General features: G+C 50.1%; 21 protein-coding genes and 1 tRNA gene. 14 read left to right on the top strand and 8 right to left on the bottom strand.

The annotated features are described in order from the left end of the window. Window positions 1-41 precede the first annotated feature (41 nt). The gene (locus tag LGV68_RS10585; RefSeq protein ID WP_354668709.1) at window positions 42-422 is read right to left on the bottom strand and encodes a YceI family protein; all 381 of its coding nucleotides are present in this window, start codon (window positions 420-422) and stop codon (window positions 42-44) included. A gap of 332 nt (window positions 423-754) precedes the next feature. Between LGV68_RS10585 and LGV68_RS10590 the strand changes: the two genes are divergently transcribed. Continuing rightward, window positions 755-1,201 (top strand): acyloxyacyl hydrolase, encoded by a 447-nt coding sequence (locus LGV68_RS10590; protein ID WP_222743492.1) that lies wholly within the window; start codon window positions 755-757, stop codon window positions 1,199-1,201. 69 nt (window positions 1,202-1,270) lie between these two features. Here LGV68_RS10590 and LGV68_RS10595 read toward each other — a convergent pair. The 5 genes from LGV68_RS10595 to rpsU all read right to left on the bottom strand — a co-directional run bounded on the left by LGV68_RS10595 (window position 1,271) and on the right by rpsU (window position 6,014). Continuing rightward, window positions 1,271-1,346 (bottom strand) — tRNA-Ile (locus tag LGV68_RS10595). A gap of 141 nt (window positions 1,347-1,487) precedes the next feature. Continuing rightward, window positions 1,488-3,365, bottom strand: a complete 1,878-nt coding sequence (gene rpoD, locus LGV68_RS10600) for an RNA polymerase sigma factor RpoD (protein ID WP_020330404.1) — start codon at window positions 3,363-3,365, stop codon at window positions 1,488-1,490. Between the two features lie 97 nt (window positions 3,366-3,462). Then, a complete protein-coding gene (dnaG, locus tag LGV68_RS10605) occupies window positions 3,463-5,208 on the bottom strand; it encodes a DNA primase (protein ID WP_020330405.1) in 1,746 nt (581 codons plus the stop codon). Window positions 5,209-5,326: 118 nt separating this feature from the next. Then, complete coding sequence (locus LGV68_RS10610) at window positions 5,327-5,770, bottom strand: GatB/YqeY domain-containing protein (protein ID WP_020330407.1); 444 nt, start codon at window positions 5,768-5,770, stop codon at window positions 5,327-5,329. A 28-nt stretch (window positions 5,771-5,798) separates the two neighbouring features. Further along, window positions 5,799-6,014 (bottom strand): 30S ribosomal protein S21, encoded by a 216-nt coding sequence (rpsU, locus tag LGV68_RS10615; protein WP_001145625.1) that lies wholly within the window; start codon window positions 6,012-6,014, stop codon window positions 5,799-5,801. A gap of 231 nt (window positions 6,015-6,245) precedes the next feature. Here rpsU and tsaD point away from each other — a divergent pair, with 231 nt between their 5' ends. After that, the gene (gene tsaD, locus LGV68_RS10620) at window positions 6,246-7,265 is read left to right on the top strand and encodes a tRNA (adenosine(37)-N6)-threonylcarbamoyltransferase complex transferase subunit TsaD (protein ID WP_020330418.1); all 1,020 of its coding nucleotides are present in this window, start codon (window positions 6,246-6,248) and stop codon (window positions 7,263-7,265) included. Window positions 7,266-7,407: 142 nt separating this feature from the next. Then, complete coding sequence (locus LGV68_RS10625) at window positions 7,408-8,223, top strand: alpha/beta fold hydrolase (RefSeq protein ID WP_208563612.1); 816 nt, start codon at window positions 7,408-7,410, stop codon at window positions 8,221-8,223. A 50-nt stretch (window positions 8,224-8,273) separates the two neighbouring features. Here the strand turns inward: LGV68_RS10625 and plsY are convergent, their stop codons facing one another. Further along, window positions 8,274-8,879, bottom strand: a complete 606-nt coding sequence (gene plsY / locus LGV68_RS10630; protein WP_020330420.1) for a glycerol-3-phosphate 1-O-acyltransferase PlsY — start codon at window positions 8,877-8,879, stop codon at window positions 8,274-8,276. Between the two features lie 190 nt (window positions 8,880-9,069). On the opposite strand from plsY, the gene folB reads away from it, so the two are divergent. The 11 genes from folB to rpoS all read left to right on the top strand — a co-directional run bounded on the left by folB (window position 9,070) and on the right by rpoS (window position 16,776). Next, window positions 9,070-9,423, top strand: a complete 354-nt coding sequence (gene folB / locus LGV68_RS10635) for a bifunctional dihydroneopterin aldolase/7,8-dihydroneopterin epimerase (RefSeq protein ID WP_100268903.1) — start codon at window positions 9,070-9,072, stop codon at window positions 9,421-9,423. After that, entirely contained in the window at window positions 9,420-9,911 is a 492-nt protein-coding gene (folK, locus tag LGV68_RS10640; protein WP_208563611.1) for a 2-amino-4-hydroxy-6-hydroxymethyldihydropteridine diphosphokinase, read from the top strand. The genes folB and folK overlap by 4 nt, the downstream gene beginning before the upstream one ends. 14 nt (window positions 9,912-9,925) lie before the next feature. Next, window positions 9,926-10,729, top strand: coding sequence for an undecaprenyl-diphosphate phosphatase (locus LGV68_RS10645; protein WP_222746344.1), 804 nt, complete (start codon window positions 9,926-9,928; stop codon window positions 10,727-10,729). A 129-nt stretch (window positions 10,730-10,858) separates the two neighbouring features. Then, entirely contained in the window at window positions 10,859-11,140 is a 282-nt protein-coding gene (gene ftsB, locus LGV68_RS10650) for a cell division protein FtsB (RefSeq protein ID WP_020330423.1), read from the top strand. Then, complete coding sequence (gene ispD / locus LGV68_RS10655; protein WP_158124306.1) at window positions 11,137-11,847, top strand: 2-C-methyl-D-erythritol 4-phosphate cytidylyltransferase; 711 nt, start codon at window positions 11,137-11,139, stop codon at window positions 11,845-11,847. The genes ftsB and ispD overlap by 4 nt, the downstream gene beginning before the upstream one ends. A gap of 2 nt (window positions 11,848-11,849) precedes the next feature. After that, on the top strand, window positions 11,850-12,326 hold the full coding sequence (gene ispF / locus LGV68_RS10660; protein ID WP_020330425.1) for a 2-C-methyl-D-erythritol 2,4-cyclodiphosphate synthase: 477 nt from the start codon (window positions 11,850-11,852) through the stop codon (window positions 12,324-12,326). Between the two features lie 31 nt (window positions 12,327-12,357). Next, window positions 12,358-13,404, top strand: coding sequence for a tRNA pseudouridine(13) synthase TruD (truD, locus tag LGV68_RS10665; RefSeq protein WP_061056879.1), 1,047 nt, complete (start codon window positions 12,358-12,360; stop codon window positions 13,402-13,404). Continuing rightward, window positions 13,397-14,164: a 5'/3'-nucleotidase SurE gene (gene surE, locus LGV68_RS10670; RefSeq protein WP_020330427.1), complete on the top strand. Its 768-nt coding sequence runs from the start codon at window positions 13,397-13,399 to the stop codon at window positions 14,162-14,164. The genes truD and surE overlap by 8 nt, the downstream gene beginning before the upstream one ends. Next, window positions 14,157-14,783, top strand: a complete 627-nt coding sequence (locus LGV68_RS10675) for a protein-L-isoaspartate(D-aspartate) O-methyltransferase (protein WP_020429685.1) — start codon at window positions 14,157-14,159, stop codon at window positions 14,781-14,783. The genes surE and LGV68_RS10675 overlap by 8 nt, the downstream gene beginning before the upstream one ends. Then, a complete protein-coding gene (gene nlpD, locus LGV68_RS10680) occupies window positions 14,783-15,718 on the top strand; it encodes a murein hydrolase activator NlpD (protein ID WP_024374199.1) in 936 nt (311 codons plus the stop codon). Before LGV68_RS10675 ends, nlpD begins: the two co-directional genes overlap by 1 nt. 71 nt (window positions 15,719-15,789) lie before the next feature. After that, window positions 15,790-16,776: an RNA polymerase sigma factor RpoS gene (rpoS, locus tag LGV68_RS10685; protein ID WP_020429689.1), complete on the top strand. Its 987-nt coding sequence runs from the start codon at window positions 15,790-15,792 to the stop codon at window positions 16,774-16,776. Between the two features lie 73 nt (window positions 16,777-16,849). Here rpoS and mutS read toward each other — a convergent pair whose 3' ends face one another. Beyond that, complete coding sequence (gene mutS / locus LGV68_RS10690; protein WP_252536710.1) at window positions 16,850-19,411, bottom strand: DNA mismatch repair protein MutS; 2,562 nt, start codon at window positions 19,409-19,411, stop codon at window positions 16,850-16,852. Window positions 19,412-19,414 lie beyond the last annotated feature (3 nt).

Here is a 19,414-nt window from a genome sequence, read left to right on the forward strand (position 1 = left end):
ATGCCCGCATATTGCGGGCATTTTTATTCCTAAACATTTAGTCACTTACGAAACATCAGTGTCAGTGTCACTGGCACACGATCCGAAATGCTGATGTCACCAACTGTGGTTGACAACGCATTTAAATTGCCAGCAGGAATACCAAAATCACTGCCCCCGATCACTACGGGGGCGTATGGGCTGACCATGATGTGATCGCCAGCTGGCATCACTACAACCGGAAAAGTTACACTTTGAGTTTGGCCGTGCATGGTCACCTTGACGGGCAAGGCGACTTGTTTGGCTTCGCCGCTTAACAAACCAGCATCGACGCTAAGCTGGAGTCCAAGACATAGTCGCTGGCAAAAGCACTGTGAGCCGTGAATGCGCTGAGCGCCATAGCGAGTAAAGCCGTTACATTTCTCATAGTGGAACCTTTTCATCACAGATAGTAGCTCTAAGCGTAGTCTCTGAACGTGGAACAGAGTAGTTGGACTCGGGGCATTGTGCTGTCTTTTATCACTCAGTGTCTGTTTCGTGGCATGGGTTCAAACATCTGCTTTCGTTGTTAAAGATTATGTTATCCGGATTGCGGCCAGTTTTAGTGGATAGAAGAAAAGCGTTTAGCTACCAAAATAGGTATTGCGAACTAAAATTATATCTATCAATAATAATGAAGATATACATGATGAATGTCTGTTTATGTAGGTCATTGATTGTGGGTGTATCGTTTTGCTTTTCGTCTGCCGTTTATTGCCAATCTTGGTTCGACAGTGTGAGTGTTGGCGCTGGAACTTCATTTGATCACGAATTTCTCGCGCATATCGGTATTCAGCACAATTTTGATAAACAATGGTGGGAGAGTGACTCTGGAAGCCTTTCGGCCTATCTAGATTTGTCTTTGAACAATTGGTCATTACCTGGAAAAGATGACTTGCGCATTGTTGCGATCTCCCCGGTGTTTTCGTACCAATTTTCTACGCGATTGTTCGGAGCCAAACCCAATCTAGAATGCGGTATCGGGGGGAGCTACATTAGCGAATATGTATTCAACGATCGAGATATGGGCGGTAAATTCCAGTTCGAGGATCGGATCGCGTTTGGTTTGCGCTATGACTTCGGTACGTTGATGCTAACTTACCTGCACTATTCTAATGGCGGCATATATTCACAAAATGCAGGCATGAATTCGGTGCTGCTCAAATTTCGCTATTTTTGGTAGTGGCTATTTTCTCCTCAATTTCCAAATGCAAAAAAGCCTGATGGGTTTCCTCATCAGGCTTTTGCAATTTGGTGGCCCCTCCCAGACTTGAACTGGGGACCAATCGATTATGAGTCGACTGCTCTAACCACTGAGCTAAGGGGCCGATTAGGGAAACGATTATAGGGGATGGGCTTTGGAGTGTCTAGCCGCAAAGTAGGGTAATAGCGCTTAGTTTTTATTCACTTAGCATCCCGAATAATAAAAAAGGTGAGCCGTGGCTCACCTTTGTCTTTGCAATGATTGCTTACTCGTCGAGGAAGCTGCGCAGAGTCTCTGAGCGACTTGGATGACGCAGTTTGCGCAGAGCTTTTGCTTCGATCTGACGGATACGTTCACGAGTTACGTCGAACTGTTTACCCACTTCTTCGAGCGTGTGGTCGGTATTCATGTCGATACCAAAGCGCATACGCAGTACTTTCGCTTCACGAGGCGTCAGGCCAGCCAGAACATCACGAGTTGCTGCTTTCAGGCTTGTTGCTGTTGCAGAATCCAGTGGTAGTTCCAGAGTGGTATCCTCGATGAAATCACCCAGATGCGAATCTTCGTCGTCACCGATTGGTGTCTCCATTGAGATAGGCTCTTTGGCAATTTTCAGTACTTTGCGGATCTTGTCTTCCGGCATTTGCATGCGTTCAGCCAACTCTTCCGGCAGTGGCTCACGACCCATTTCCTGTAGCATCTGACGAGAGATGCGGTTCAGTTTGTTGATCGTTTCGATCATGTGAACCGGAATACGGATAGTACGTGCCTGGTCTGCGATTGAGCGAGTGATCGCCTGACGAATCCACCAAGTTGCGTACGTCGAGAACTTGTAGCCACGACGGTATTCAAACTTATCAACCGCTTTCATCAGGCCGATGTTACCTTCCTGAATCAGATCCAGGAATTGTAGGCCACGGTTGGTGTATTTCTTCGCGATAGAAATAACCAGACGCAAGTTCGCTTCAACCATCTCTTTCTTCGCACGGCGAGCTTTCGCTTCACCGATAGACATGCGACGGCTGATGTCTTTGATACGATCAACAGTCAGAGAAGTCTCTTGTTCGATGATCTTCAGTTTCTGGATAGAACGGCGAATATCATCTTCGTACTGGCGAACTTTTTCCACGTACGGCTTATCTGATGCCAGAACCTGATCCAACCATGCTTCGCTTGATTCGTTACCCGTGAAGATAGCAATGAACGATTTCTTCGGCATTTTTGCCACTTCGACCACGGCTTTCATGATCAGACGTTCTTGAGTACGAACGCGATCCATTGACGTGCGAAGGGTATCAACTAAATGATCGAACTGTTTTGGTGTCAGACGGAATTCACGGAAGACATCCAGTACCAGATCCGTTGCCTGCTGCGCTTTTGAGCTTTCGTTACCGTGCTCGTTGATCGCGAGTTGCAGGTTTTGGAACTTGTTACGCAGCTCGGTGAATTTTTCCAGTGCCAGCTCAGGGTCGATACCGACTTCTTCATCGCTGTCGCTGCTGTCGTCATCACCGTCTTCATCTTCGTCTTCATCTTCGTCGTCGATGTCTTCTTCATCTTCGTCGTCGAGATCTGCACCACTTAGCTCAGAACCGATGTGGGTTGCTGTTGGTGCGGTGGTCTCTTCTTCGTTTGGATCGACAAAACCAGAAATCAGATCGGTCAGGCGCAGTTCTTCGGCCTGAACTTTGTCAAACTGTTCAAGAATGTAAGGGATGGTGCCCGGGTATTCAGCTACGGCGCTTTGAACTTGGTTGATACCTTCTTCAATACGCTTAGCAATATCGATTTCACCTTCACGAGTCAGTAGTTCTACTGTACCCATTTCACGCATGTACATGCGGACTGGATCGGTCGTTCGACCAATCTCGCTTTCTACACTTGACAGCGCAGCTGCAGCGGCTTCTGCTGCATCTTCATCAGTGATCGTGTTATCGTCGCTAAGGGCGAGGTCATCGGCATCAGGAGCAGTTTCGACTACTTTGATACCCATGTCGTTGATCATCTGAATAATATCTTCTACCTGTTCAGAATCGACGATCTCAGCAGGTAGGTGGTCATTTACTTCGGCGTAGGTCAGATAGCCTTGTTCCTTGCCTTTAATGACAAGTAGTTTAAGCTGTGACTGCGGATTTTGATCCATAGACGGTATCCAACTTCGTATCTGGTGAAGGAATAGTATGCGAAATGCAAACCACGTATATTAACAAATTTATTCGTTGCTGACTATTTAAACTGGGTTACGCTTTTAATTCTAGCATTAACGCTACTAGCTCCCGCTTTTCCTCGGCTGATAAACCGACGCTTCTCTCTTTAGCCTGCAAGTTTTCAATTTGTTTCTCTACGCACTGGGCAAGAATTTTGTCCAATGAGTCTAAAAATAGTTCTTCTTGGTTGTCTTCGACAAGGGGGATCTCCCAGCTTGCCAGACGAGACAGAAGTGCCTCATTTTTACTGTTGCGCCAATGTTCAAGTAATTGGCCCGTTGAGATATGGGGGTATTGTCGGCAATTTTCAAGGACTTCTACCAACAAACTCAGCCCCGGAATAGCCAGACCTCTAACGCTGGAAAGGTCAGGTACCATATCAGCATAGCTCGGATTTTGCAGAAGCAAAGCGATAACTTCCCGCATCGGCGTGCGTTTAATTTCTTTGTGCGGCTGCGGTCGACTATTGGCTTCACTCGGTAAATTCGGCTTTTTATAAATACCGGTTTTCTGCTCAAGTATTTTCAGCAACTGATCCTGTAGAGATTCATCTGGGATCTTATTGATCAGTGGCAGAGCCATGGCTTCAAGCGCCGCTTTCCCCTCATTGTTGCCGACATTGACTTGTGACAACAGATTAGAAAACAGATATTTCGACAGAGGTTCTGCCTGGTTCATCTGTTCTTCAAAGGCATCTTTACCAAACTTGCGTACGTAGCTGTCCGGATCCTCACCATCAGGTAAGAACAAGAACTTCAGAATGTTGCCACTTTTTAAGTAGCCCAGTGCATTTTCCAATGCACGCCACGCGGCTTCACGGCCTGCGCGGTCACCGTCGTAACAGCAAACCACAGTATTGGTTTGACGAAATAGTAGCTGTAAGTGATCGCCGGTGGTTGACGTACCCAGTGAGGCGACAGAGTAGTCGATACCATATTGCGCCAGCGCCACCACATCCATATAGCCTTCGACCACCAGAATCTGTGGTGGTTCACGATAGGCCTGCAGTACTTCGTAAAGGCCATACAGTTCCTTACCTTTATGGAAGATGGGCGTTTCTGGCGAGTTGAGATATTTCGGTGTGCCATCGCCGAGCACGCGGCCACCAAAGCCGATCACGCGGCCACGACGATCACGAATCGGGAACATCACTCGACCGCGAAAACGGTCGTAGCGGTTGCCATTGTCGTTCTCGATCAACATACCGCCCGATACCAGCATGTCCTGATTGTGGCGGCTTTGACCAAAGTTCTTACGAACCAAATCCCATTCGTCTGCTACAAAACCAATACCGAATTTCTGGACGATTTCGCCAGATAAACCGCGGTTTTTCAGGTATTCAATCGCGTGACGGTTGGATGCGACTTTGAGTTGCTGACGATAAAACTGAGCGATGCTGCCCATCAAATCGTACAGGTTGCGTTTTTCTTCGCTGTTGGCTCGAGGGGCATTTTTGTTAAACGACCCGTTACTGCGCTCTTCCCGAGGTACTTCAAGTCCGAGAAAAGAGGCCAGCTCTTCAATGGCTTCCGGGAACTCCAGACGCTCATATTCCATCATAAAGTCGATGGCATTACCGTGCACACCACACCCGAAACAGTGATAAAACTGTTTTTCCTGGCTGACGCTGAAGGAGGGGGTTTTCTCGTTGTGGAATGGGCAGCAGGCGCTGTAGTTTTTACCCTTTTTTTTAAGTTTTACACGTGCGTCGATGATGTCGACAATATCAAGCCGAGCCAGGAGGTCATCAATGAAACTACGAGGGATTTGTCCTGCCATAAAACCTAAAAGAAAGAACTGAAATTCAAAGAAACGTACCCGCGTTCAGGCAGAGTACAGATACAAACAAGCCGTGCGTTCCAGAGGATAGCACGGCTTGATGCAATTGGGTGTCAGGTTAAGCGAGTTTAGCGCGAACTAAGCCGCTAACTTTACCCATATCTGCACGCCCTTGAATCTGCGGTTTCAATAGCGCCATCACTTTACCCATGTCTTGCATGCCCGCTGGTTCAGATTCAGCAATTGCACTGTCAATCAGTGCGACCACTTCTTCTTCGCTCAGTGGTTGAGGCATAAATTCCTCAAGAACTGTGATTTCTGCTTTTTCCGCATCAGCAAGATCCTGACGGTTTGCTGCTTCAAATTGCGTAACAGAATCGCGACGTTGTTTAACCATTTTGGTCAGCACAGCAAGAATGTCGTCGTCGCTCAGAGTAATCTGCTCGTCAACTTCACGTTGCTTAATGGCTGAAAGGGCTAAACGAATAGTGCCAAGGCGCGCTTTGTCCTTGGCTTTCATCGCTAATTTTTGCTCATCTTTGAGAGTATCAATCAGAGCCATAACGAATTCCTTAGTTAGGAATCAGTTATTAGTACAGGCGAACGCGACGAGCGTTTTCGCGAGCAAGCTTCTTAGCGTGACGCTTTTGAGCTGCTGCTTTAGCGCGTTTGCGAACTGTAGTTGGTTTTTCGTAGTGCTCACGACGACGCACTTCAGAAAGGATACCTGCTTTTTCGCAAGAGCGCTTAAAACGACGTAGTGCAACGTCGAACGGTTCGTTTTCACGTACTTTAACTACTGGCATATGCCTTTCACCTCAGGGGTTAATTCGTTAACGCTGGCGTTGTGTGACCAAAACAACAATTAGTTTGGTCGAAACCAGCTTGATCAAAAATGGTGCGGAATTTTAATCCGATAGCCACGGCTTTGTAAAGCACTTTGTCGCTTACAGTCTGTACAAAATTTGTTTGTGAAGCCAAGCCGAGGTAACATGGCGCCAATTTCGAATTATAGATGACAGCGTGCTGAGAAAACTATGCGCATTATTGGTATTGAAACCTCTTGTGACGAAACGGGTGTAGCGATTTACGACGATGAGAAAGGATTGCTGTCGCATAAACTCTACAGTCAGGTCAAACTTCATGCAGACTACGGTGGCGTAGTGCCGGAACTGGCATCACGCGATCACGTTAAGAAAACCATTCCTTTGATCAAAGCGGCGATGGCCGAAGCTAACTTAACCCCGGCAGACATTGATGGCGTAGCGTACACCGCAGGCCCGGGCCTCGTTGGTGCTTTATTGGTGGGTGCAACGATTGGCCGCAGCTTGGCTTATGCCTGGAATGTGCCAGCGGTGCCTGTGCATCACATGGAAGGTCACTTGCTGGCGCCAATGTTGGAAGACAACCCGCCGCCATTCCCGTTTGTTGCGGTATTGGTTTCAGGTGGACACTCAATGATGGTGGAAGTGAACGGCATTGGTGAATATCAGATTTTGGGTGAATCGATTGATGATGCTGCCGGTGAAGCGTTCGACAAAACCGCGAAACTGATGGGGCTGGATTATCCTGGTGGTCCGCTGCTGGCGCGTTTGGCTGAAAAAGGCACACCGGGTCGCTTTAAGTTCCCGCGTCCGATGACAGATCGCCCAGGGCTGGATATGAGTTTCTCTGGCCTGAAAACTTTTACTGCCAATACGATTGCGGCTAACGGCGATGATGAGCAGACCCGAGCGGATATCGCCTATGCATTTCAGGAAGCAGTGTGTGACACCTTAGTTATCAAGTGCCGCCGTGCTCTGGAACAGACGGGCATGAAGCGCATTGTGATTGCGGGGGGTGTGAGTGCTAATAAACAGCTGCGTGAAGACTTAGGCAAACTGGCGAAGAAAGTCGGCGGTGAAGTTTACTATCCGCGTACTGAATTTTGCACCGATAACGGCGCCATGATCGCGTACGCTGGCATGCAGCGTCTGAAAAACGGTGATGTGACGGATTTGACTCTGGAAGCGCGCCCGCGCTGGCCGATAGATCAACTGACGCCAATCAACGATTAATCACTGTCAAACGGTCGCTGAAGCGGCCGTTTTTGTTTCTATGAATCAAGCGATTAGTACAGTTTTGACGTGTCTGCTCAGAGCTGACGGTAGTGTTTTTAATGCTATAGTCGCTGCAACATTGATAACAGGAAAAATAAGAATGAACATGTTTAACGTTGATGGCCAGCAGATGCATTATCTGGACGTGGGGCAGGGCGAAGTCATTGTGCTGGGTCACAGTTACTTGTGGGATAGCCAAATGTGGGCTCCGCAGGTGGAAGTGCTCAGCCAGCACTATCGCTGTATTGTGCCTGATTTGTGGGCGCACGGGGCGTCCGATTCAGCTCCAGCGGCAATGTGCAATCTGGCTGACTACGCGCAGCATATATTGGCGCTAATGGATCATCTGGCGATCGAAACGTTTTCTGTACTGGGACTCTCGGTGGGAGGCATGTGGGGCGCCGAGTTGGTTGCCCTTGCGCCGCAACGAGTAAAATCTTTGGTGATGATGGACACTTTTGTCGGATTGGAACCGGAAGTCACGCATGCGAAATACTTTCATATGCTGGATACCATCAGCCAACTTCAAGCGGTCCCTGCGCCGATTGTCGATGTGGTCACGCCAATGTTTTTTGCACAAAACGCCGCAGAGAACTCGCCACTGCTGGTGCAATCATTCCGCAGCCGTTTGGCAGCGCTGAGCGGCGAGCAGGCCGTTGAAGTTGCGCGAATTGGTCGTATGGTGTTTGGCCGCCGCGACTTGATGGAAGAGGTTGAGAAGTTTGCGCTGCCTGTGCTGATTGCGGTCGGTGCAGAAGATGCGCCGCGCCCGGCGCTCGAATCTTATTTAATGAATGACAGTATTACCGGCAGTGAGTTGGTGGTGATACCACAAGCTGGCCACATCAGTAATCTGGAGCAACCGCAGTTTGTCACCGATATGCTGATGCGCTTCTTCGCTAAGGTGTACGCATAACGCAAATATAAAAAGGCCGTTTGGCCTTTTTTATTGCCAACGATATTGAGTCAGTCGAGGCTGCTCGGTTTTTTTTCACCGACTTTGGGTTCCGTGCCTGCAAACAACCGCTTAATGTTTTGATGATGACGCAGCACAATCAGGCAGCACAACATCGCCACTGGCAAGGTGTATTGTGGTTTGATCATCCAGGTATAAAACGGTGCCAATAATACTGTGACCAGAGCGGCCAGCGAGGAATAACGAAAGATCACGGCAACCACCAGCCAGGTGAGCATGATCATCAGCGTGAGGTCTAGCCCGATCGGCGCGATGGCACCAAGAGCTGTGGCGACGCCTTTTCCGCCTTTAAAGTGGAAAAACAGCGGGTACATATGGCCAAGGCAGGCCGCAATCGCGATGATACCCAGCATCAGCGAATCGATACCAAGAAAATAGGCGCTCCACACCGGAATGGTACCTTTGAGCATGTCACACAACAGCACTGCTGCGGCCGTTTTCTTGCCGCCGATACGCAATACGTTCGTTGCGCCAGGATTGTGTGAGCCCACGGCTCGTGGATCCGGCAACCCCAACAGACGGCAGATCAGCACCGCGCTGGATACTGAGCCCAGCAGGTAAGCGGAAATGATCATAATGAGTGCCAGTGGAGTCATAATTGCCTCAGAGTGGTGTTTTACCTAAGCGACGGCTCACAAGTCTTTGTAAACCAAGCTCAAAAGTAAAAATTCTGTTTGGATTTCGCATCTTGAGGTGGTTTGGGTATATGATATCGCGATTAGCAAAAATAGTACGTTTTTTTACTCAATTTGGGTATCCGACCTGTAAAAAGGATGCAATAGAAGTATGGATAAAGTTTTTATCGAACAGCTGGAAGTGATCACGACAATCGGTGTTTACGACTGGGAGCAGGAAATCAAGCAGAAGCTGGTGCTGGATCTGGAAATGGCACACGATAATCAGCCTGCCGGTAAAAGTGATGATGTTGCAGATGCACTGGATTACGCTCAAGTGAGTCAGGCCGTGATTGAACATATTGAAACGGGTCGTTTTCTGTTGGTTGAACGAGTGGCAGAAGAGGTCGCAGACCTGATCATGACGCGTTTTTCTGTGCCTTGGATTCGCATTCGCCTGACGAAGCCAGGCGCAGTCGCGCAAGCAAAAGGTGTCGGCGTGATCATTGAGCGCGGTCAGGCATGATCACCACGTATGTGGGAATCGGTTCAAATCTGCAGCGTCACAAGCATATCGAAGCGGCAATTGATGAATTGAGTCGGCTTGGTTGCGATCTGCGTTTGTCGACCATTTATGAGTGTGAATCGGTGGGGTTTGACAGCCATGCGTTTTACAACCTGGTGGTTGAGATGAAAACGGAACTTAGCCTAGATGATTTCGCTCTAACCCTGCGCGAGATTGAATTGCGCTGGGGGCGTGACAGTCAGGCGCAGAAGTTCCAGGATCGTACGCTGGATCTGGATATCATTCTGTTCGGCGATACCGTTTCGACCGCGGCGCCCGTTTTGCCTCGCCCGGATATTTATCAGTACCCTTTTGTGATTCAGCCCCTGCACGAACTGTGTCCGATGCTGACGGTTCCCGGCACGCAAGACACTATTGAACATGTGTGGCAACAAGCCCAGGGATTAACGGCTCTGAAGCCGGTTGAACTGTGGTTTACTCTTAACTAATCAACGAGAAAACAATGAGTTATTTTGAATCGTTCATTCTGGCTCTAATTCAGGGCTTAACCGAATTCCTTCCTATTTCCAGTTCTGCGCATTTAATTCTACCGTCAGCTGTATTTGGCTGGGCGGATCAGGGACTCGCGTTTGACGTTGCGGTTCACGTCGGTACGCTGGCGGCCGTCGTCATTTATTTCCGCCGTGAAGTGGTGTCGTTGCTGCGGGCATTTTTCGGCTCAATCTTTATAGGTGATCGCAGCAAAGAAGCCAAACTGGCATGGCTTATTGTGCTGGCGACGATTCCGGCCTGTGTATTTGGCCTACTGATGAAAGACATTGTGGAAGTGTACTTGCGCAGCGCATGGGTGATTGCGACTACTACAATCGTGTTTGGTTTGCTGTTGTGGTACGTCGATAAGAATGCATCGCTGCTTGACGATGAGTATCAGGCGGGCTGGAAAAAAGCGCTGTTTATTGGTTTGGCTCAGGCTGTGGCGATCATCCCGGGCACTTCTCGTTCCGGGGCGACCATCACTGCTGCACTTTACCTAGGGTTTACCCGTGAAGCGGCTGCCCGCTTTTCGTTCCTGATGTCAATTCCGATCATCATGCTGGCGGGTGGCTATCTGGGGCTGAAACTGGTGACCAGCGGTGAGCCTGTGCATACCGGTTTTCTACTGACGGGTATCGCGACATCATTTGTCAGCGCTTATATCTGTATTTTCTTCTTCCTGAAGCTGATTTCCCGTATGGGTATGACTCCGTTTGTGATTTACCGCCTGCTGCTGGGGGCGGGTTTGTTCGCGTTTCTGCTCAGCCAGTAAGCGCGTTGCCCTTGTGCTGACTCGCCTGAGGTTCGGGCTTGTGGTATAAGTGGTGAACTTTTCTTAACAATGAATCTCATCTTATGCCGCCATTGTGCGGCATAGTTTCAATCAACGAGAGAGACGGTTATGCGAGTATTTGCGGTGGCACTGACTCTGCTGTTTGCCTTACTACAATACGACTTGTGGATGGGGAAAAACGGTATTGCCGATTACCGGGCTGTGTCGAGCGAAATTCAGGTACAACAGCAGGTAAACGGTAACCTGCATCTGCGTAATCAGGAGATGTTTGCGGAGATTGACGATTTGCGTCAGGGGCTGGATGCCATTGAAGAGCGTGCCCGACATGAACTGGGCATGGTTAAAGAGGGGGAAACTTTCTATCGCATCATCGGTGAGGACCGTCCATGACCGCTAAGATTACTGCAATTGTGCCCGCCGCTGGCGTCGGCAGTCGTATGCAGGCTGATCGCCCCAAGCAATATTTAATCCTGCATGGACATACTGTGCTTGAACACACCGTCGAAGTCTTGCTGCGTCATCCCGATGTCGGGCAAGTGGTGGTGGCTGTCAGCGACAATGACCCCTATTTCGGCTCGCTGGCACTGGCTAATCATCCGCGTGTGGTTCGCGTTTCCGGTGGCAAAGAGCGTGCCGATTCGGTGCTGTCCGCGCTGGACTATGTGTGTCAGCATCAGTTGAGTGAGTGGGTGTTGGTGCACGATGCTGCCCGCCCGTGCGTTGAACATGCCGATATCAGCCAACTGATCGCCACAGCGCAAACTCATACAGTGGGCGCGATTCTGGCCGCGCCAGTGCGTGACACCATGAAACGCGCCGACGGTGGACAGAATATCGATCATACCGTGGATCGCGTCGCGCTATGGCACGCACTGACTCCACAAATGTTTCGTGCGCAGCCGCTGATGCAGGCTTTGACGCACGCGCTCGCTGCCCAGGCGGTGATTACCGACGAAGCGTCTGCCTTTGAATGGCTGGGACAGAAACCGGCGTTGGTGGCAGGGCGCGCCGATAATATTAAAATTACCCAACCTGAAGATCTCGCACTGGCCGAGTTCTATTTAAGCCGCAATTATCTAAGCAACAGCAAGGACTGAACATGATTCGAATTGGCCACGGTTTTGATGTACACAAATTTGGTGGAGAAGGTCCGGTTATCATTGGTGGTGTTGCCGTTCCTTACGAACAAGGGTTGATCGCCCATTCAGACGGTGATGTGGCGCTGCATGCATTGAGCGATGCTCTGCTGGGCGCGATTGCCGCAGGCGATATCGGTCGTCATTTCCCGGATACTGATGATAAGTGGAAAGGGGCAGACAGCCGTGAGTTGTTGAAAGACGTCTATCGCCGTGTCAAAGAGCAGGGGTACCGTTTAGGCAACGCTGACGTCACCATCATGGCGCAGGCTCCGAAAATGGCCCCGCATATTGAAGCGATGTGTGCCGCGATTGCTGAAGATCTTGAAACGGATCTGGGCAACGTGAATGTGAAAGCGACCACAACAGAGCGCCTTGGTTTCACCGGCCGCAAAGAAGGCATCGCATGTGAAGCCGTCGTATTACTCGTGAAGGCATGATTGTCACTGCCTTCACATATCGGAATAAAAAATGACAGATCTTTTATCTTCGTTGGCTTATTTATGTGGTAAACCAACAGCTAAGGCCAAAATTAAGGCTAAACCGGAACATTTTAAAGTCGTTGAAGATCTGGGGTATGACTTCAGCGGTAGTGGCGAGCAAGTGATGATACGTATCCGTAAAACTGGTGAGAACACCAGTTTTGTGGCGAATGAACTGGCCAAAGCGTGTGGCGTGAAATCGAAAGATGTCAGCTGGGCAGGCCTCAAGGATCGCCATGCCGTGACCGAGCAATGGCTGAGCGTGCACATGCCACAAGGCAAGTTCCCGAACCTGAGTCTGTTTCTGGCGCAATACCCAAGCATCGAAGTTCTGGCAATGCAGCGTCACAATAAAAAGCTGCGCCCGGGCGACCTGCGCGGCAATCGATTTGAAGTCGTCCTGTCGGAAGTGACTGACGTGGATGATGTGCTGCGCCGTCTGGCCGTTGTTGCTCAGCAGGGCGTGCCGAACTACTTTGGTAACCAGCGTTTTGGCCGAGACGGTAACAACGTCACTGAGGCACGCCGTTGGGGGCGTGAGAATGTTCGCAGTCGCAATCAGAATCAGCGCAGCCTGTATCTGTCGAGCGCCCGTTCGTGGATCTTTAACCACATTGTGTCAGCGCGCATTGAGGCCGATTGTTTCTACCGTTTTGTCGACGGCGATGTGGCGCTGGTGGGCAGAGAGCAAATGCTGGTAGAAGCGGGCCAGTTAAACGAGTGGAACGCCAAGTTGCAACGTGGTGAAGCGGTGATTTCAGCGGCTCTGGCAGGGGACAATGCACTGCCGACCCAAAACGAGGCGTTGGCGTTGGAGCAGCCACAATTAGATGCGGAACCGGATTTGATGGCGCTCATCTGCGGTAACCGCATGCGTCATGATCGCCGCGCAGTCTCGTTAATGCCGCAAGATCTGAGCTGGGAAGTGGATGGCGACCAGATTACATTACGATTTGCGTTGGACGCGGGCAGTTTTGCAACCTCGATTGTGCGTGAGTTGATCGAAGAAATTCCTGTAGAGCGTGTATATGAGTGAAAAAAAGCTGAAAATTTTGCTGAGCAATGATGACGGTGTGTATGCTGAGGGCATTCGTGCTCTGGCGTATGCACTGGCCGACCTGGCGGAAATCATCATCGTTGCACCTGATCGTAACCGTTCAGGCGCTTCGAATTCATTAACACTCGAGCAGCCTTTACGTGTCACCCGCATCGAGCCGAATACCTACTCTGTGCAGGGAACTCCGACTGATTGTGTTCATTTTGCCCTCAATGAGCTGCTTAAAGATGAGTTGCCGGATTTGGTGCTGAGTGGCATCAACCATGGCGCCAACCTGGGTGATGACGTGCTGTATTCGGGCACCGTTGCCGCAGCTATGGAAGGTCATTTCCTTGGCGTTCAGTCCATTGCATTTTCTTTGGTCGGAAAACATCATTTTGCCACCGCGGGTAAAATTGCTCGTCAGCTGGTGCTGCAACATCTTTCTTCTCCGATTCCGACCAATCGTCTGATCAATGTGAATATCCCGGATCTGCCTTTTGACAAACTCAAAGGCCATCAGGTAACCCGCCTTGGTGCGCGCCATCACGCTGAGAGTATGATCAAGCAGAAAGATCCTCGTGGTCACGATATCTATTGGCTTGGCCCTCCGGGTAAAGAACAAGACGCGGGCGAAGGGACCGACTTTCATGCGGTTGAGCATGGTTACGTCTCTATTACGCCAATGCAGGTGGATCTGACGGCGCACGAATCACTGGGAGCAATGAACCACTGGCTTAAGGAAAGTGCCGATGGCTAACCCGAAAGCGGACAGATTGATTCAATTGCTCGCTGGTCACGGTATCAGTGATCAGAGTGTGCTGGCCGCGATTCATGCGTTACCACGAGAAGCGTTTGTTTCCCAAGCCATGATGCACCAGGCATACGACAATAATGCGTTGCCGATTGGTCAGGGGCAGACCATCTCCCAACCTTATATTGTGGCCAAAATGACCCAAATGCTGGAGCTTAAACGCGGCAGTCGGGTGTTGGAAATCGGCACTGGCTCAGGGTATCAGACCGCAGTGCTCGCTCAGTTGGTTGATCATGTTTTCTCGATTGAGCGCATCAAGTCTTTGCAGTGGGAGGCCAAGCGTCGTCTCAAGCAGCTGGATATCTATAATGTCTCGACCAAACATGGTGACGGCTGGCAGGGGTGGCCTGCGAAAGGCCCGTTTGATGCCATCATTGTGACTGCAGCTGCGCCTGTGGTTCCTCAGGCTTTGCTGGATCAGTTGGCCGAAGGTGGCCGCTTGGTGATTCCGGTTGGCGAAGAAGATCAACAACTGCTGAAAATCGTACGTCAAGGTGATGAAGTTACCACCCAAGTGGTTGAAATGGTGCGTTTTGTACCGTTAGTGGCAGGTGATCTCGCGTAATGAGCTTTTTTCAGCGTCGAAACTGGATTGTGATTGGACTGTGCTGCCTGATGTTGGGCTGCGTGGCGCATTCTCCTGCACCAGTATCGGGGCTGAAAAAGGACTACAACTCAATTGAGCGTGGCAGTTACCGTGGCAGCTACTACGAAGTGAAGCGCGGGGATACGCTGTACTTTATCGCTTACATCACAGATAAAGATGTAAAAGAGTTGATTCGTTACAATGATCTTAAATCTCCCTACACGATCCATCCGGGTCAAAAACTGAAACTATGGCAACCTGCATACAATCCACCCGCTTATGGTGGAAGTGGCGCAGGCTCAGCAGTTGCTGCGGCTGGTGCGGTTTCTGTAGCAGCAAAACCTGTAGCGCCTCCCGTTGCTGTACCAAACGTGAGCAAAAACTCTAAACCTGCAGCGTCATCACAAACTACTAATACATCATCAAAAGTGGTTAAAAAATATCCAGAAAAGGGTGTTGATCAATCGAAAACAAAAGAGTATGTTGGAAACTCAAGTAAACAAAATGTTAACAAAACTGTAAGTAAACCTAAACCAACGAACGATAAAGTCGCGAAGTGGTTATGGCCTACTCAAGGCAGAGTTGTTAAGAATTTTTCTGCTGGGGATCAAGGTAACAAAGGTATCGACATTGCAGGACAGCGAGGTCAATCCGTTGTTTCAACCGCAGCAGGTACCGTGGTGTACTCGGGCAATGCATTACGGGGTTATGGCAATCTTGTCATCATTAAGCACAACGATCACTATCTCAGTGCTTATGCCCACAACGATCGGTTGCTGGTTAAAGAAGGACAAAGTGTTAAGGCTGGCCAGAAAATAGCAACAATGGGCAGTTCAGGAACCAGTAGTGTTCGTTTGCACTTTGAAATTCGATATCAAGGTAAGTCAGTGAATCCGAAGCGCTACTTACCATAAACATACTTGTTAAGAGTCATGTAGTGACATTCAGAGTAGTAATGTCTTGCTAGCTCGCCAGGGGAGGCGCTATGAGTATCAGCAATACAGCCACTAAAGTCGAAGAGTTTGATTTTGATCCTGAAACAGCGAATCTTGCTGAGGTCGAAGAAGAACTTGCTACCAACAATGACCAGTCAGAAGAGATTCGTGAAGAGTTTGACGCTTCAACGAAAAGTCTCGATGCAACTCAGATGTATCTGAGTGAGATTGGTTTCTCACCACTATTAACCGCCGAAGAAGAAGTGCTCTACGCTCGCCGTGCTCTGCGTGGCGATGAAGCTGCGCGCAAACGCATGATCGAGAGTAACTTACGTCTGGTGGTCAAGATTTCCCGCCGTTATAGCAATCGTGGTCTGGCACTGCTTGACCTGATTGAAGAGGGTAACCTCGGCCTGATTCGTGCGGTAGAGAAATTCGACCCAGAACGCGGTTTCCGTTTTTCGACTTACGCCACCTGGTGGATTCGTCAGACCATTGAACGTGCGCTGATGAACCAAACCCGCACCATTCGTTTACCGATTCATGTGGTGAAAGAGCTGAATATTTACCTGCGTACTGCACGTGAACTGTCTCAGAAACTGGACCACGAACCAACCGCAGAAGAAATAGCGGTTGAACTGGATAAGCCAGTGGATGACGTCAGCAAAATGCTGCGCCTGAATGAGCGCATCAGCTCTGTGGACACTCCGATTGGCGGTGACGGTGATAAGGCGTTGCTGGATATCATTCCGGACATCAACAACTCTGATCCTGAAGTCTCCACGCAAGATGACGACATTCGTGATTCGTTGGTGGCTTGGCTGGATGAGCTCAATCCGAAACAGAAAGAAGTGCTGGCACGCCGCTTTGGCTTGTTGGGTTATGAACCTTCTACGCTGGAAGAAGTCGGCCGCGAGATTAATCTGACTCGTGAACGTGTACGCCAAATTCAGGTTGAAGGTCTGCGCCGTCTGAGAGAGATCCTGATGAAACAAGGCCTGAATATGGAATCGCTGTTCAACGTGGAAAACGATTAAACACAGCAGACTGATTGAAATGAAAAGGCACTCATTGAGTGCCTTTTTTGATCACTGTAGGAAGAGGGCTGGGCTAGAGCATTTTTTTCAGACGATAGAGTGCCTCAAGTGCCTGGCGCGGGGTCAGATCATCGGGATCAATCTCGGCCAGTGTCTGTTCGACTTCGCTTGGCTCTGGGATAAGGCTCAGTTGATTAGCAATATCGACCGTGCTTGGTTTATGACTGGGCTGCTGAAGACTGAGTTGTTCGAGCTGGGTCAGTTTGGCTCGGGCGTTTTTGATGACCGCTTTAGGTACACCTGCCAAACCTGCCACCGCCAAACCATACGACTTACTCGCTGCGCCTTCTTGTACGGCATGCATAAAGGCAATGCTGTCGCCGTGCTCCACCGCATCAAGGTGAACGTTGGCGAGATGTGGCAGTGAATTCGGTAACTCCGTCAGTTCAAAATAGTGCGTGGCAAACAGAGTCATTGCCCCAATTTCCTTGGCCAGCCATTCCGCACTTGCCCAGGCCAGTGACAGGCCATCGTAAGTACTGGTGCCGCGGCCGATTTCATCCATTAAGACTAGGCTACGTTCGGTGGCGTTGTGAAGAATATTGGCGGTTTCTGTCATTTCCACCATGAAGGTTGAACGACCCGATGCCAAATCATCAGAAGCACCGATACGAGTGAAGATGCGATCGAGCGAACCAATGTGCGCCGCTTCGGCTGGCACGTAAGAACCAATGTGAGCCAACAGCGCAATCAACGCCGTCTGACGCATGTAAGTCGATTTACCACCCATGTTCGGGCCGGTGATGATCAGCATCTTACGTTGCGGATTCAGTTCAATCGGGTTAGCAATAAATGGTTCATCCATCACTTGCTCGACCACCGGGTGACGACCGGCTTGAATGCGAATCCCCGGTTCATCGCTGAGTGTTGGGCGGCAGTAATCTAGGCTTTCTGCACGCTCTGCCAGATTCTGCAGCACATCAATCTGCGACAGGGCAGACGCCAGATTTTGCATCTGCTCTAAGTGAGGCAGAAGCTGATCAAACAACCCTTCCCACAACTGTTTCTCCAACGCCAGCGCTTTGGACTTAGAATTCAGCACTTTATCTTCGTGCTCTTTCAGTTCTGGAATGATGTAGCGTTCAGCATTTTTCAGTGTCTGGCGACGCACGTAATGTGGCGGCACCAGATGACTTTGCCCACGGCTGACCTGAATGTAGAAACCATGCACCGCGTTATAGCCGACCTTCAGTGTATCAATGCCGTGACGCTCGCGCTCGTCAGCTTCCAGCCTGTCGAGATACTCGGTTGCACCATTGGCCAGGTCACGCCATTCATCCAGTTCAGCATTGTAACCATCGGCAATGACACCGCCATCGCGAATAACGACGGGTGGGTTTTCTTTGATGGCTTGTTCCAGTAACTCACATAGGCTGTCCATCGGTTGAGCGTCGTTACGCAGTTTGCCCAGATATGGCTGAGTCAGGATGGTTAGTACATCCGCCAGTTCCGGTAACTGCTGCAGCGCATTGCGCAGGCGGGCGAGATCGCGTGGACGGGCAGAACGCAGTGCCAGACGCGCCAGAATACGTTCAATGTCACCAATCTGCTTGAGTACAGGGTGTAGCTCGGTGAATAAACCGTGCTGTTTAATTTCCCCGATGGCATCCAGGCGCTGGTTCAATGTTTCCAGACTGCGCATAGGTTGATGCAGCCAGCGTTTGAGCATACGGCTGCCCATCGCTGTTGCGCAGTGATCGAGTACTTCGGCTAACGTGTTGTCGGTGCCGCCTGCGAGATTCTGTGTCAGCTCCAGGTTGCGACGGGTCGCAGCATCGAGAATGACCGACTGATCCTGACGATCAAACGTCAGTGAACGAATGTGTGGCAGAGCAGTACGCTGAGTATCTTTCACGTACTGAATCAAACAACCCGCCGCGCATAAACCCAGTTTCGCTTGTTCTACACCAAAGCCGACCAGATCGCGTGTACCGAACTGTTGATTGAGCTGCTGTTTGGCGGTATCAATCTCAAACTCCCATACCGGACGGCGGCGGTTGCCTTTGCGGCTCGCCATCAACTGCACAGGTGTAAAATCTTCCGGAAACAACAGTTCGCGTGGTGAGGTGCGTTGCAGTTCGGCCGCCATTGCTTCTTCCGATTCCGGCTCACACAACTGGAAACGGCCAGAGGTGATATCCAGTGTCGCGTAGCCAAAGCGACCATCATGGTGATAAATCGCGGCAATCAGATTGTCCACCCGTTCTGATAGCAAAGCCTCATCCGTGACGGTGCCGGGAGTGACGATGCGAACGACTTTGCGCTCGACCGGGCCTTTGCTAGTGGCCGGGTCGCCAATCTGCTCGCAAATTGCGACCGATTCACCCAACTGGACCAGTTTCGCCAGGTAGCCTTCAACCGCATGAAACGGTACGCCCGCCATCGGGATAGGCTCACCAGCGGATGCGCCGCGTTTGGTGAGGGAAATATCCAGCAATTGCGATGCACGTTTGGCATCGTCATAGAACAGTTCGTAAAAATCTCCCATGCGGTAAAACAGCAAAATATCCGGGTTCTCAGCTTTGAGCTTGAGGTATTGCTGCATCATTGGAGTATGTTTTTGTTCGGCAGTCACGGG

It is taken from the genome of Vibrio sp. LQ2, assembly GCF_023920125.1.
GTDB classification, from domain to species: domain Bacteria; phylum Pseudomonadota; class Gammaproteobacteria; order Enterobacterales; family Vibrionaceae; genus Vibrio; species Vibrio fluvialis.